13 protein-coding genes are annotated in these 14005 nt (G+C 74.0%); 6 read left to right on the plus strand and 7 right to left on the minus strand.

Features of this window, described 5'->3' with window-relative positions; translation table 11 throughout:
* Window positions 1-114: 114 nt before the first annotated feature.
* From A6F73_RS25165 to A6F73_RS25175, 3 genes are all read right to left on the minus strand, one after another.
* Window positions 115-1485 carry a cytochrome P450 gene (locus A6F73_RS25165; protein WP_063349866.1) on the minus strand — a complete coding sequence of 457 codons (1371 nt, stop codon included), beginning with the start codon at window positions 1483-1485 and terminating at the stop codon, window positions 115-117.
* A 118-nt stretch (window positions 1486-1603) separates the two neighbouring features.
* A complete protein-coding gene (locus A6F73_RS25170) occupies window positions 1604-2977 on the minus strand; it encodes an MFS transporter (RefSeq protein WP_079135985.1) in 1374 nt (457 codons plus the stop codon).
* Window positions 2978-3211: 234 nt separating this feature from the next.
* On the minus strand, window positions 3212-3775 hold the full coding sequence (locus A6F73_RS25175; RefSeq protein ID WP_079135986.1) for a sigma-70 family RNA polymerase sigma factor: 564 nt from the start codon (window positions 3773-3775) through the stop codon (window positions 3212-3214).
* Between the two features lie 55 nt (window positions 3776-3830).
* Between A6F73_RS25175 and A6F73_RS25180 the strand changes: the two genes are divergently transcribed.
* On the plus strand, window positions 3831-4100 hold the full coding sequence (locus A6F73_RS25180; RefSeq protein ID WP_063349868.1) for a zf-HC2 domain-containing protein: 270 nt from the start codon (window positions 3831-3833) through the stop codon (window positions 4098-4100).
* Between the two features lie 306 nt (window positions 4101-4406).
* On the opposite strand, the gene A6F73_RS25185 is transcribed toward A6F73_RS25180, so the two are convergent.
* On the minus strand, window positions 4407-5384 hold the full coding sequence (locus tag A6F73_RS25185) for a hypothetical protein (protein ID WP_063349869.1): 978 nt from the start codon (window positions 5382-5384) through the stop codon (window positions 4407-4409).
* Between the two features lie 242 nt (window positions 5385-5626).
* Between A6F73_RS25185 and A6F73_RS25190 the strand changes: the two genes are divergently transcribed.
* Window positions 5627-6877, plus strand: coding sequence for a cytochrome P450 (locus tag A6F73_RS25190; protein ID WP_063349870.1), 1251 nt, complete (start codon window positions 5627-5629; stop codon window positions 6875-6877).
* 94 nt (window positions 6878-6971) lie between these two features.
* On the opposite strand, the gene A6F73_RS25195 is transcribed toward A6F73_RS25190, so the two are convergent.
* Together A6F73_RS25195 and A6F73_RS25200 are read right to left on the minus strand one after the other, a co-directional pair.
* Window positions 6972-7667, minus strand: coding sequence for an N-acyl homoserine lactonase family protein (locus A6F73_RS25195; RefSeq protein ID WP_063349871.1), 696 nt, complete (start codon window positions 7665-7667; stop codon window positions 6972-6974).
* A gap of 60 nt (window positions 7668-7727) precedes the next feature.
* The gene (locus A6F73_RS25200) at window positions 7728-8186 is read right to left on the minus strand and encodes an Lrp/AsnC family transcriptional regulator (protein ID WP_063349872.1); all 459 of its coding nucleotides are present in this window, start codon (window positions 8184-8186) and stop codon (window positions 7728-7730) included.
* Between the two features lie 167 nt (window positions 8187-8353).
* Here A6F73_RS25200 and A6F73_RS25205 point away from each other — a divergent pair, with 167 nt between their 5' ends.
* The 3 genes from A6F73_RS25205 to A6F73_RS25215 are packed head-to-tail and all read left to right on the plus strand — an operon-like array spanning window position 8354 to window position 11192.
* Complete coding sequence (locus A6F73_RS25205) at window positions 8354-8983, plus strand: LysE family translocator (protein WP_063349873.1); 630 nt, start codon at window positions 8354-8356, stop codon at window positions 8981-8983.
* A 22-nt stretch (window positions 8984-9005) separates the two neighbouring features.
* Complete coding sequence (locus A6F73_RS25210) at window positions 9006-10496, plus strand: CoA transferase (RefSeq protein ID WP_079135987.1); 1491 nt, start codon at window positions 9006-9008, stop codon at window positions 10494-10496.
* A gap of 60 nt (window positions 10497-10556) precedes the next feature.
* Window positions 10557-11192 carry a DUF6461 domain-containing protein gene (locus tag A6F73_RS25215; RefSeq protein ID WP_063349874.1) on the plus strand — a complete coding sequence of 212 codons (636 nt, stop codon included), beginning with the start codon at window positions 10557-10559 and terminating at the stop codon, window positions 11190-11192.
* A gap of 49 nt (window positions 11193-11241) precedes the next feature.
* On the opposite strand, the gene A6F73_RS25220 is transcribed toward A6F73_RS25215, so the two are convergent.
* On the minus strand, window positions 11242-11841 hold the full coding sequence (locus A6F73_RS25220) for an HdeD family acid-resistance protein (RefSeq protein WP_063349875.1): 600 nt from the start codon (window positions 11839-11841) through the stop codon (window positions 11242-11244).
* Window positions 11842-12095: 254 nt separating this feature from the next.
* Here A6F73_RS25220 and A6F73_RS25225 point away from each other — a divergent pair, with 254 nt between their 5' ends.
* Window positions 12096-13910, plus strand: coding sequence for an NAD-binding protein (locus tag A6F73_RS25225; RefSeq protein ID WP_063349876.1), 1815 nt, complete (start codon window positions 12096-12098; stop codon window positions 13908-13910).
* The last annotated feature ends 95 nt before the right edge of the window (window positions 13911-14005 follow it).

Genomic DNA, 14005 nt, shown 5'->3' on the forward strand with positions numbered 1-14005 from the left:
TGGTCCTCCGTGGAAGGTGGTGCGGGCGTGGAGCGGACGCCGGGCCGACGTCGGGCGGACGTCGGCGGGCGGGCGCGGCCGCGGGGTGTTCGCAGGGTGGCCGAGGGCCCCGGCTCAGGCGCGCCGGTCGTAGCCGACGGGCAGCCGGTTGACCCCGCGCGCCAGGACGGCGGGGATCCAGGCGAGGGAGTCCAGGTCCTCGTCGGCAGCCTCGGACGGGCGCAGTCCGGGCAGCCGGGTGAGCAGGGTGGCGACGGCGGTCTGGAGTTCGGCCCGGGCCAGGGCGGCGCCGGGGCAGTAGTGGATGCCGTGGCCGAAGGCGAGATGGGCGTTGGGCGTGCGGTCGAGGTCGAGGCGGTCCGCGTCCGGGAACCGCGTCTCGTCCCGGTTGGCGGCGCACAGCGAGACGATCACCGAGTCGCCGGCCGGGACGGTGGTCCCGAACAGGTCTCCGTCCTCGGCGAGGAACCGCCAGGTGGTGAGCTCGAACGCGGCGTCGTGGCGCAGCAGTTCCTCCACCGCGCGGGCCAACAGGCCGGGGTCGTGGGCGGGCCCCTCGGAGAGGGAGTCGCGCAGCCGGGCGAGCTGGTCGGGGTGGCGCAGCAGCGTGATCAGCATGGTGGTGATCTGGTTGGTGACCGGCTCCTGGCCCGCGACCAACAGCTGGAACACCATGGAGTCCAGCTCCTCGCGGCTCAACTCGCCCGCGTCGTGGGCGGCGACGAGCCGGCCCAGCAGGTCGGCGCCGGCCGTGTCCGGGTCGTGCCGGTCGTGGCCATCGGAGGGGTTCCCGGCGCGCTTGTGGGCGACCACGTCGGCGATGTACGTCTGGAGGCCGCGCAGCCGCGCCTCGTACGCCGGACGGCCCGGATCGTGCGGGCCGACGGGCTGCACGACCTTGCCCCAGTCGCGGTCGAACCGCACCGCCAACTCGGCTGGCAGGCCGATCACTTCGGCGAGCACCCGGAACGGGAAGTGCGCCGCGAAGCCGGCCACCAGATCGGCGCCGCCGGTCTCGGGCAGTTCGTCGACCAGCGCGTCGGCCAGCTCCTGGAAGCGCGGGCGCAACGACTCCACCCGGCGCGGCGCGAAGGCGTCCAGGACGAGCCGGCGCATCGTGGTGTGCTTGGGCGGGTCCTGGTGCAGCAGGTGGACCTGCAACTGGGAGTGCTGCGGCTCGGGCATGATCGACGCCAGCTTGTGCCAGTTCTCGTTGCCCAGTGCGTGGTTCTTGCCGAACCTGGGGTCGTTGAGGGTCTCGTGGGCGGCCTGGTAGCCGGTGACCAGCCAGGCGTGGATGCCGCTCGGGAACTCCACCCGGTGCACCGGCCCGGCCTCGCGCATCCGCCGGTAGAGCGGGTACGGGTCGCTCTTGTACGCGGGGCCGTACAGCGGTATGGGGTCCGGGAGTTGGTCGTACCCGTACGGGCAGCGCGGTTCGTCCGCCGGGTGGGCCGGCGCCGGATCGTGGACGGTGTCGGTCATCTGCGGTGTTCCTCCGGTGGTGCGGGCATGGCGGGGTGCGGGCTCTCGGGTATGGGCTCTGGGGTACGGGCTCTGGGCATGCGGGCGTTGGGAGTTGGGGAGGCGCGGTCCGGCGGGCTCAGGTCCGTGGACGGCGGTGCAGGGCGAGCAGGGCCACGGCCGTCGCCGCGACCAGGGCGGCCAGGGCGATGCCCGTCCGGGTGCCGGTGGTGGCGCGGTCGCCGGCCAGCGCGGCGGCGCCGGCCAGGGCCGGGCCGAGGGCGAAGCCCAGGCTGCGGGCCAGTTGGACGGCGGAGCCCGCGGTGGCGAGCTTCCCGGGGGGCGAGGCGGTCATCACCAGGGCCTGGGTGGGGCCACCGTTGAGGCCCATCCCGACACCGGCCAGGGCGAGCCGCCAGGCGATGTCGGCGGCGGACCAGCCGGTGTCCAGCGGGACGAGCAGCGCCAGGCCGAGGGTGGTGACGGCGGCGCCGGCGAGCGCGGTCGGGCGGGCGCCCCAGCGGTCGGCCAGCCGTCCGCCGACCCGGCCGGCCAGCACCATGCCGAGCGGGAAGGCCAGCATGGTGAGCGCGGTGGCGGTGGCGCTCTCGCCGCCCGGACCGCGCAGGTGCTGGGCGAGCAGGTAGTGGCAGGCCGCGAAGCCGGCGGCGAGGGCCAGCACCGACGCGTTGACCCCGACGGTTCCGGCGGCCCGCAGCACCTCGGCGACCGGCCTGCCCCCGGGGCGGCGCAGCCAGACCAGCACCAGAGGGGCGGCGGGCAGCGCCAGCAGCAGCCACAGCGGCGCCTCCGGGGCCAGGGTCAGTGCGAGCAGCACGGCGGCGACGGCCGCGCCTATCAGGGCGGCGTCGCCGAGCGACGCCCGGTCGGGCGGGCGCAGGCGGCCTCGCCGCGGGGCGTACCGGCGCACGATCAGCACGGCGGCCAGGCAGACCGGCAGCTTGATCAGGAAGACCGCCCGCCAGCCGAAGTGGTCCAGTAGCAGGCCGCCGATGACCGGCCCGGTGACGGCGCCGAGCGGGCCGAGCGTCGCCGGGATGCTCATCGCCCGTCCGCGCGATTCGGGGCGGACGGAGGTGGCGGCCAGCACCGGCATCAGGACGAACAGCACCGCGCCGAAGGCGCCCTGGAGTAGTCGGGCGGCGATCAGCCAGCCCGCCCAGGGGGCGAGGGAGGCCAGCACGCTGCACGCGGCGAAGCAGCTGACGGCGAGCAGCAGCGCCGAGCGGGTGCCCACCTGGTCCAGCCAGCGCCCGGCGGGCAAGAGGAGTGCCACCAGCGGGAGTTGGTAGCCGAGGGTGGCCCACTGGGCGACCCCGGCGGACACGTGCAGGCTGGCCGAGATGTCGGTGAGGGCCAGGTTGACCACGTTCATGTCGAGCATCGCGACGAACGAGAGCAGCCCGGCGGCCACGACCAGGATCCACCGGTCTGCCGGTTCTGCCTGACTGTCCATCAACGTAGCGGCGGTCAGCGGCTGTTGCGCTGCCATGAAGTCCCTCCGTTGCCCGACTGCTGTCCCGGACACCGCCTCGGCGGCGGGGTCCGGTACAGCAGTCGGAGGCGCGGGGGCTCCAGTTCCGAACATGTGAAGGAATTTTCGGACGGACAGACGGGGGCGGCGGACGGATGGCAACCGACAGCAGACAACTAACAACTAACAACTAACAGATTTCGAAATCTGTTATCTGTTAGTTGTCATCTGTTACCCGCTACCTGCCCCCGCTCAGCAGGCCGCTGCGAGTTCCCCGCCCTCGGCCGCGCGGAGCCGGGCTATCAGCTCCTCCCGGGCGCGGGCGACTCGGGAGCGCACGGTGCCGATCGGGCAGCCGGCGACCTCGGCCGCCTCGGCGTAGCTCAGGCCGACCATCTGGGTGAGGACGAAGGCCTCCCGCCGCTGGGCGGGCACCCGGTCGAGCAGGTCCCCGAGCGCGACGCCGTCCTCGAACCCGGCTGCCGGTTCGGCCCCCTGCCGCTCCGCCGCCTCCTGCCAGTCCGGCAGCGCCGCGCAGCGCGGTCGGGCGGCGGCCGTCCGGTACCGGTCGATCACCGTGCGCCGGGCGATCGACAGCAGCCAGGTGCGGGCCGAGGAGCGGCCGGCGAACGCGGGCAGGCCGCGCAGCGCGCGCAGGAAGGTCTCCTGCGCGAGGTCGTCGGCGGACTGGACGTCGGTGAGGTGGGCGACGAACCGCCAGACGTCCCGCTGGGTGGCGCGGACGAAGGCCTCGACGTCCGGGGCCCGGCCCGCGCGGGCGGTCAGTGCGAGCGCGGTGAGCTGCTCGTCATCCACGGTGGCCTCCCACCCGGCCGGTCCCACCGTGAGGGCAGTGCGGGACGATGGTCGTATGAGATGCGCGCAGTTCCGTACCGCCCTGTCGGCCCGGCTCGACGGCGAACCGACCGGACTGTCGGGTGGCCGGCTGGACGGGCACGTCGCGCGCTGCGCCGGTTGCCGTGCGTGGCTGGAGCGGGCCGAGCAACTGCGCGGCCGCGTCCGGGCGAGCGCCGCCGTCGGCCCGTCGGACGAGTGGTCGGCCCGCTTGCTGGACGGACTCGGCGTGCGGGGGCTCGGGGGCGGTCAGGCTCCGGACGGGCCGGAGGCCGTGGAGCGGTAGGACGGTGGCGCCGGCCCAAGCCGGTGCGCCGTCGTAGTCAGGCATGCGAAGGTCCTGAGGGGAGGGCTGGGAGCGGCGCCACCCGAGGCGGCGCCGCCGGCGTCCATGGGACTTCCGCGCGGCCCGCGGCGCCTCCACGGAGGAGGCGGCGGGCGGGCGCGGGTCCGGGCCCTGGCGGCACGGCGGCGAAGGCGCGGCCGAGCGGCAGGGCGACCTGCCCGCCGAGCGAACCCCGTGGGCCCTGCGGTCCCCGGCGGCGGTGGGCTGCCGGGGGCGGTAGGCGCAGGAGTGGGGACGGCGGGCGCGTCAGCAGGCGAGGGCGAGCGCCGGCGGGCCGCGCCGGACCACGGCATGGGTGAGCAGCACCGACCGGGATGGCCGGGTCCGGCCGCCGGTGGGCCGGGGTGCAGCCGGCGGGCGGTAGCCGAAGGGGCGCGCGAACAGCGCCAGCAGCGGGAGCACCAGCACTCCCGCGACCACGGTGCCGAGCGCGCCGAGCAGGTCGAAGAGCCGGACCAGCGCGGCGTCACCGCGCCACAGCAGCAGCGCGCAGGCCAGCGCGGCGAGCGCGTGGGCGGCGATCATCCCGAAGGACATCCCGTGCGCCATGTCGTGTGCCATGCCGTGTGCCGTCCCGGAGGGCATCCCGTGTGCGGCGGATGCTCCGGACAGGCCCGACGTACCCGGCATGCCGGGCATCCCCGCCATCCCGGCCGCGTCCAGCGCCGTCCCATCGGCCGAAGCCGAAACCGAAGCCGAAGCCGAAGCGGACGCGGACCCGGAGACCGACGCGGACGTGGATACCGATACCGGGGCGGAAACCACACCTGCCGCCGTCCCGTGGTGCATGCCCGCCATGGTGTGCAGGCCGTTGGCGGCGGGCGGGACGTCCGGGTCGAGGCCCGCCATCCGGGCCAGCTCGGCGGGGGAGAGCCCGCCGGGGATCCGCTCGGGGTTGCAGAGCAGCAGCGCGGCCCAGTCCGTGGTGGCGAGCCGGCCGAGACCGCCGCCTCCCCGGCCGAGCGCCGCGGCCTGTTCGAACAGCAGGTGCAGCGCGCTCTGGGCCGCGACCATCCAGGCGCTGATCGCGCCGAGCCCGCGCCGCTTGCCGGCGAGCAGCCAGGTCAGACCGAGGACGGCCCCGAACGCGCCGATCAGCACCGGTGGTGAGACCCCGGCTCCGGCCATGGCGACGTGCGCCGCGGCGGCCAGCGCCACGCACAGCGCGGCGAAGACCACGGCGCGCAGCAGGCGGATCCGGTCGGTCATCACGATGGCACTCATCGTCGCACCCGCCCCGCCCGGCCCGGACCGCACCCTCCGGTATTGGCCGGTTCCACCCCGTGAGACCATGCCCGGCCCCGTGCCTCCGTGTGTCGAGAGTCCGGCCCGGCCGCCGAACCAACCCGTTCGTACGACCATCGACGCGGTTTGACATCACCCCCCGCTTGCTCACTAAATGTGCACACCCCGGTACCGATAGTGGTTGCCGGGCGGACGCCGAACGCGAAGCAGGAGGCCCGGCCATGGAGACCTCGACCGGCTTGGCGGCCCCCGCCGCCGACCTCGCCGACCCCCGCTTCTGGCAGCTGCCCGCCCCCGCCCGCGCGGCCGCCTTCGCCGAACTGCGTCGACGCCCCGCGCCGGTGTTCTTCGGCGATCCCGCCGCCGGCCGGGGCTTCCACGCGCTGGTCCGCCACGCCGACGTGGTCGAGGCCAGCCGGACCCCCGCGGTGTTCCTCAGCGGCCCCGGCGTCACCACCCCGGAACCGCCCCGCTGGGTCCGGCTGGTGTTCGGCGACTCGATGGTCAACCTCGACGACCCCCGGCACGCCCAACTGCGCAGGATCGTCTCGCGAGCCTTCACCCCCCGGCTGCTCGGCCAGGTCGAGGAGGACATCCGCCGCGTCGCCACCCGCCTGGTCGACGACGTCGAGCGGCGGCGGCCGGAGGACTTCGTCACCTCCGTGGCCGCCGAGCTCCCCTTCCAGGTGATCTGCACCATGATGGGGATCCCGGAACATCCGCGCCGAATGATCCTGGACCAGGTCAACCACGCCTCCGAGAACATCGGCGTGGCCCGCCCGCTGCGCCGCCGGATCCGGATGCCCGGGCGCGGGCTGCTGGCGCTGGCCCGCATGCAGGGCATGGTCGCCTCGATCGGTCGTGAGCGTCGCCGCCGGCCCACCGAGGACCTGATCTCAGCCCTGGTCACCGCCGACGTGGACGGCCGCCGGCTCACCGGACGCGAACTCGGCGCGTTCTTCTCCCTGCTGCTGGTCGCCGGCGTGGAGACCACCCGCAACGCGCTCGCCCACGGCCTGCACCTGCTGACCGCGCACCCGGAGCAGCGCGCCCTGCTGCTCGCGGACCTCGACGGGGGGCTCGGCGGTGCGGTCGACGAGATCATCCGCCACGCCACGCCGATCATCCACTTCCGCCGGACCCTCGCCGTCGACCACGAGCTCGGCGGCCTCGGGGGCCCGCTGCTGCGCGCGGGGGAGAAGGTCGCCCTGTTCTTCGGCTCGGCCAACCGGGACGAGACGGTCTTCCCCGACCCGGACGCGTTCGACATCACCCGCACGCCCAACCCCCACCTCGGCTTCGGCGGCGGAGGGCCGCACTACTGCATCGGGGCGCACCTGGCCCGGCAGGAGATGAAGGTGCTGTTCCGCGAGCTGTTCGCCCGGCTGCCCGAGGTGCGGTCGGTCGGCGAGCCGGACATCGTGCCGTCCAACTTCGACCACCGGGTCCGGTCGCTGCGCTTCACGTTCTGAACCCTCCGAGTCCTCTGAGCACTCTGAACTCTCAGAGCCTCCGAGCCTCCGAGCCTCCGGACCCCCTGAACTGTGCCTGGCCCGGCCGTTGGCCCTATCCGACCGGTTCCCAGACCGCGTGGTCGTGCGCGAACAGAACCCGGCGCGGCCCGTACTCCGCCACCCGGTCCAGCCAGGCCCGGTAACCGGGCAGCGGCGCGGCCACGCCCTCGCGCGACGCCCGCCGGGCGAGCACCGCCTGGCCGTACTCGGACGCGAAGTCGTACGCCTGCCCGGCCAGCATCACCGCGCCGCCGCCGGGCCGCTCGACCACCAGTGACTGGTGGCCGCCGGTGTGCCCGGGCGTCGGCAGCACCCGTACGCCCGGCCAGACCTCCGTCTCGCCGTCCAGTTCGCGGTAGTCGGCGCCGGGGAAGTCGACCAGCGCGTCGATGGTGTACGCGCCGCGCCGGGCGGCGGCCAGTTCGGCCGCCTGGACGAGGACGGGCGTGCCGGCGAGCAGCGGATTGCCGCCGCAGTGGTCGAAGTGGAGGTGGCAGTTGACCACCAGGTCGATGTCGGCGCAGGCGACGCCGACGGCCGCGAGCGCCTCCGTCAGCGGGCGGCGGACCGGGCGGTAGTGCGCTTCGGTCTCGGGCTCGCCTGCGCCGATCCCGGTGTCGAACAGCAGCAGCCCCTCCGGGCGGCGGACCAGGTACGCGAGGACCGGCTCCACCCGCGGCTCCGGGCCGCCCACCTCGGACGCAGGCCGGACGAAGTACCCGAGATCGAGGCGGCGGACCGCGTGCATGGAGCTCCCTTTGTCGCGCTGTCCCCCGTACGGGCGGCCGCGGCGGCCCCCGTTCGCAGCCTACCCGCCGATCGGCAACCCTCGGTCGGCCTTCACCTGCTTCATCGTCAGATGCGAGTTGACCTGCGCGATCCCCGGCAGGCCCGAGAGCACGTCGGTGATGAAGCGCTCGTACGCGGCGATGTCGGCCACCGCGATGCGCAGCAGGTAGTCGGGTTCCCCGAAGAGGCGGTGCGCCTCCACCACTTCCGGCAGCTCCGCCACCCGGCGTTCGAACTCGGCGACCGTCACCTGATCCTCGTGACGCATGGTGATCGTGACGAAGGGTTGGAAGCCGCGTCCGACCGCCGTGCCGTCCAGGAGCGCCCGGTAGCCGCGGATCACGCCGTCCTGCTCCAGTTGTCGGACCCGGCGCAGGCAGGGGGAGGGGGTGAGGTCCACCCGGGCGGCCAGGTCGGCGTTGGTCAGGCGGCCGTCCTGCTGGAGCTCGCGGAGGATTCTGCGGTCGATTCGGTCCATGGCGCAATATTCTGCCAAAAGGCGGGCCGGACCAGCAGGAAGTGGCCATCGCGTGCCAGGGCTATCCGGCTACCTTCAGTGACCGAACGCACCGGACAGGTGCCGCGAGGATCACCGGACCAACGGCCGGGACCCGCCCGAACGAGCACGACAGGTCACCGCCACCCATGGACACCCACGCCCTCCTTCTCTTCCTCGGAGTCGACCTGCTGCTGGTCTGCACACCGGGGCCCGACTGGCTCTACATCGCCGCCCGAGGCCTCGGCCAGGGTCGGCGCGCCGCCTTCATCGCGGTCGGCGGCGTCTGCGCCGGCTACGCCGTCCACACCCTGCTCTCCAGCGCCGGCCTGGCCGCCGCGCTGCGTGCCGTCCCCGCCGCCCTGCCCGTCCTGCGCCTCACCGGCGCCGCGTACCTGCTGGTGCTGGCCGTCACCATGCTGCTCGCGCTGCGCAAGGGCGGGGGCGCCACGGCCCTCACCGAGCCCAAGCCGCAGCCCACCGCGACCGTGCTGCGTCAGAGCATGCTGACCGCCCTGCTCAACCCCAAGGGGCTGCTGCTCTACCTCTCCCTGGTGCCGCAGTTCGTCGAGCCGGGCGCCGCGCTGCCGGTCGGCGGGCAGGTGCTCGCCCTCGGCTCGCTCAACGTGCTGGCCTGCGCCGTCGTGTACGGGCTGGTCGCGCACGCCAGCGGACGCTTGGGCGGCCGGCTCGGCGGCACCCCGCGTGCGGCGCGCCGGATGACCCTCGTCTCGGCGGTGCTGCTGATGCTGGTGGCGGGCGTCACGGCGAGCGCCTGAGAACGGGAGCACAATGCCGGGCATGACAGAGCGTCCGACCTTCCCCGGCACCTGGCCCGCCGATCAGCCCGCGTCCGGCGATCAGCCCGCGTCCACCGAACAGCCCGCCGCCGGAGGGGAACCTGCGGACCGGCCCACCGCCGACCTCTGGGCCGCCCTCGGCGGATCGGCCGAGCTGCTGGGGCGGGTCTCCTTCCACGGCCCCGGTGACGTCCTGGCCTCCGGCCTGCCGGTGCGCAGGCTCGCCCGGGCCACCGTGGCCGCCTGCTCGCTGGCCGCCGCCGAACTCGCCGCCCACCGCGCCGGCGGCCCGGTCCCCGCCGTCCGGGTGGACCAGGGCGCCGTCGCCACGGCCTTCGTCAGCGAACGCCACCTGACCGTCGATGGCCGCACGCCCGTCAGCTTCGCCCCGCACTCCGGCTTCTGGCGCGCCGCCGACGGCTGGGTCCGCACCCACGCCAACTACCCGCACCACCGCACCCGACTGCTCGCCGCCCTCGACCTGCCCGCCGACGCCGGGCCCGAAATGCTCGCCAAGCTGCTGGGCGAACTGCCGGCGGAGCAGGTCCAGGAGCGGGCGTTCGAAGCGGGGGCGCTCGCCGTAGCCGTCGCGCCGGTGAGTGCCACCGTGCACCCCCTGATGGAGAGCCGGGTGACCGGCACCGCGCCCGTCCGCCCGCTCGGCGACGCCGGCCCGGAGCGGCCCGCCGCCGGGATCCGCGTCCTCGACCTCACCCGGGTCATCGCCGGCCCGGTCGCCACCCGCACCCTCGCCCTGCTGGGCGCCGACGTCCTGCGCGTCGACCCGCCCCACCTCCCCGAGGCCGACGACGCCCACGCCGACACCGGCTTCGGCAAGCGCTCCACCCGCCTCGACCTCACCGATCCCGCCGACCGCGCCGTCTTCGACGGCCTGCTCGCCACCGCCGACGTCCTCGTCACCGGCTACCGCCCCGGCGCCCTCGACGCGCACGGCCTCGCCCCCGACGCACTGTCGGCCCGCCACCCCGGCCTGATCGTCGCGCAGCTCTGCGCCTGGGGCTGGACCGGCCCCTGGGCCGGCCGTCGCGGCTTCGACAGCCTCGTCCAGGCCGGCGTCGGCATCGCCGCCCACGAGGCCGGCCCCGACGGCCGCCCGGGCGTACTGCCCGCCCAGGCCCTCGACCACGGCACCGGCTACCTCGTCGCCGCCGCCGTCCTGCGCGCCCTCACCGAGCAGCGCACCGGCCGGCCCGGCGGCCGGCACCTGCGGTTCTCCCTCGCCGGTACGGCCTCGTGGCTGCTGCACGGCATCCCGCCCGAGGCGCCCGCCCCTGCTGCCCCGGCGGACGGCGCTCCGGCGGACGGTGCTCCGGACACCGGGGCGTACGACCCGGCCCGGTGGCTCGCCGAGACCGACTCCGCCTACGGACGGCTGCGCCACGCCCTGCCGCCCATCGCCTACACCGGCGCGCCCACCGACTGGTCCCGCCCGCCGGGGCGCTGGGGGACGGACGCGCCGGTCTGGCTCTGAGGACGCCACGCAACCGCCGCCCCGGCCGGCGGTGTCACAGGCAGCTGGCAGCATCGGCGCATGACTGCACACGCCACCGACTACACCTGGTTCGAGCAGCGCTACCCCATCCCCGGGGCGGCCCACTGCCTGACGCTGGTCGAGGGGATCACCGCCGACGAACTGCTGCGCCGCTTCGGCGCCCTGCCCGGTCGGGAGGTCACCGGCCTGGACGCCGTGGTCGCCGCCTGGGAGACCTTCGACGACGGGGAGGACGAGGAGGCGGAGGCCCGGATCGAGCCGGAGGACGACCGGCTGCTCGTCGCCGTCACCGAACTCGACGGGTGGGCCGTCGTCGTCGAGGTCTTCGGCTACCTCGGCAGCCTGCCCGACGTCATCCGCCGCCTCGCCGACGGCACCCGGCTGGTCTCGCACTTCCGGAACGCCGTCGCGGTGGACCACTTCAACTGGTGGGAGCAGGGCAGCTGCCGGCTCCAGTTCGAGCCGCTGTTCCCCACCCAGCGGCACGGTTCGGACGCCGACGCCCCCGGTGTCCCCGCGCTGCTGACGGCCTGCGGCTTCCAGCTCGACGGGGAGGGTCACGACCTGCACACCGAGGCCGCGTTCGCGCTGGCCGAGCGGCTGACGGACGTCCGGCTCACGCCGGAACGGCTGGAGGCCGCCACGTTCCGGATCGGCTACGCGCCGACGCGCTAGCTACGGAGTGAGACCCGTGGAGTCAGGCCCGTGAGGTCAGGCCGTGGAGTCAGACCCCCGCCGGGATCTGCTTGGCCCGGCCGCGCATCTGGAGGGCCGTCACGATCTCGATCAGTCCGAGGATCACCAGCCAGCAGCCGGCCAGGACGGCCAACGCGGCGATCGAACCGACCGGCCAGACCAGCAGCAGCACACCGGCCACCGTGTTGGCCACGCCTGCGAAGGCCTGCCAGCCACGGGCCGGCATCGCCGGGTCGGAGACCGCGGCGGCGAGCTGGGTGATGCCCCGGAACAGCCAGCCGATGCCGATCCAGATCGCCAGCAGGAGCAGCGACTGCGCCGCGCTGCGGAAGCAGAGCAGCCCCAGCAGGACGCAGATCGCCCCGCTGATGAAGGCCAGCACCCGCAGCGCGGTGGTCGCGTGGGTGCCGAACGCGGCGATCAGCTGCACGATGCCGATGACCAGCAGGTAGAGGCCGAACAGCACGCCCACCACCAGCAGGGTCTCCTTCGGCCAGACGAAGACGACGATTCCGAGGGCCAGCGAGACGATTCCGGCGAGCAGCAGGACCTGCCAGGCTGCCTTGGCGAGTTGGCCGAGCGGACCCTGGACCGGGGAACCGTCGGGGGTGATGATCGGGGAAACCACGGTGGTGTACTCCTCGGGGCCGGGGACGGGCAGGGGCCGAACCCCAGCCTGGCCGGGCCACCGTCGACCGGCGCGTCGGGTACGGCCGTTCGGGGGACGGAGACAAGAGAGGGGGGAGAGGAAGCGGAGGGGGACGGAAGGGGGATGGGAGAGGGCGTGCGGAGGAGACGAATGTTCGATGGAGTGGCTCCGGTGGCCTTCCGGTCGCCGGAACGACACCGTCCGGCCACCTGCCGTCGATATCATCCGGCGGTATGACTTCTGAAGGGTGGGGGACCCGTTCGGTAGAGCCGGTCAGTCAGCACTACATCGTCTGCGGGGGCAACGCGCTTGCCCACCGGCTGGTCCTGGAACTCGTCGAGCACTACGAGGTCCCGGTCGTCGTCCTGGTCGCCGATCGCACCCGCGACCACGCGCCGCAGATCGAGCAACTCCCCGGCGTCGCCGCCGTCGTCGAGTACGCCAGCATCACCGACGAGGCGCTGCGCGAGGTGTCGATCGACACCGCCCGCGGCCTCGCCCTCGTCGAGGGCAGCGACCAGGACAACATCCACGCCGCGCTCAGCGCCCAAGGCCACAACCCGGACATCCGGATCGTGCTCCGGATGTTCAACCAGCGCCTCGGTGAGAACATCGAACGGCTGCTCAGGAACGGTGCCGCGCTCTCCGGATCCGCCACCGCCGCACCCGCCTTCGCCGCGGCGGCGCTCGGGCGGCCCAACTCGGTCGAGATCGGTGGACGCTTCCTGCACATCGCCTTCGACGAGGCCATCACCTCCGACCGGATCTGCGTGGTCGCCGACCACATCGACCGCCAGGACCTCAGCAAGATCCGCCTGCTGCCCGAACAGCGCGGCGACTCGGCCGACTTCGTCCGGCTCGCCAGCGAGTTCGGCGACGACGGGCCGGTCCGCCCCGGTGGCGTCCGCCGCGAAGCGGAACCGGAGCCGGTGCCCGAGGAGGAGCCGGACGGCGTGGCCGCCCTCCAAGCGCTGCGCATCGAACCCAGGGAACCGATCAGCTGGGCGCGGCGGGCGCGCTGGCGGCTGCTCGACATGATGCGCTTCTTCACCAGCGCCCGGATGCGGCTGGTGCTGCTCACCGCCCTCGCCGCGGTGCTGATGGCCTTCGGCGTTCTCTGGTACCTGAACCGGAACTTCGGCTGGACCCTCTACATCTCGCTGCTCGACCTCGCGGGCGCCGCCCAGCCCGACCAACTCGCCGACATCGCCGCCGGGACCGGGACGGGCGGGCTGTGGCAGCGGGTGGCGCAGGTGGTGATCACCATCTGCGGGATCACCTTCGCCCCGGTCGCCACCGCCATCGCGGTCGAGGTGCTCGGCTCCGGGCGGCGCGGGCAGCCCCGCAACCCCGGGGCCGGCACCCGGGACCACGTGATCGTCGTCGGCCTCGGCAACGTCGGCACCCGGGTCGCGGCCCAACTGCACGAACTGGGCGTGCCGGTGGTCTGCATGGAGCGTGACCCGCAGGCCCGGGGCATCGCCGCCGCCCGGGCGCTCGGCATCCCGGTGGTGCTGGGCGACGGCCCGTTCGAGGAGCAGTTGCGTCGCGCCCGGTTGAAGCACAGCCGGGCGCTGGTCGCGGTCAGCGGCGACGACGCCACCAACCTGGAGGCGGCCCTGGAGGCGCGCCACGGGAATCCCGAAGTCCGTGTGGTGGTGCGGCTGTTCGACGACAACTTCGCCGGGCACTTCTACGCGACGCTGGACAACGCGGCCTCGCGTTCGGTCTCGTACCTGGCCGCACCCGCCTTCGCCGCCGCCCTGATGGGGCGCGAGGTGCGCGGGATGCTGTCGGTGTTCCGGCACGTGCTGCTGATCGCCGAGTTGACGGTCGAGGACGGCAGCGGGCTGATCGGCATGAACCGGCACGACCTGGAGGACCCGGGCGGCGTCCGGGTGATCGCCGTCCGGTTCGCCCGCAGTGCGCAGTTGCAGTGGAACTTTCCCGACCGCACCCGGCGCCTCACCCCGGGCGACCAGATCGTGGTCGCCGCCACCCGTAGCGGGCTCGCCCGGCTCAACACGGCGCTGGTGGACGAGGTGTGACGGCGGCTGACGCATAACAGCTGACAGATAACAGCTAACAGATTTCAGATGACGAAATCTGTTAGCTGTTATCTGTTACTTGTCAGCTGTTATGC

The organism is Streptomyces sp. MJM8645 (genome assembly GCF_001625365.1).
GTDB lineage: Bacteria > Actinomycetota > Actinomycetes > Streptomycetales > Streptomycetaceae > Kitasatospora.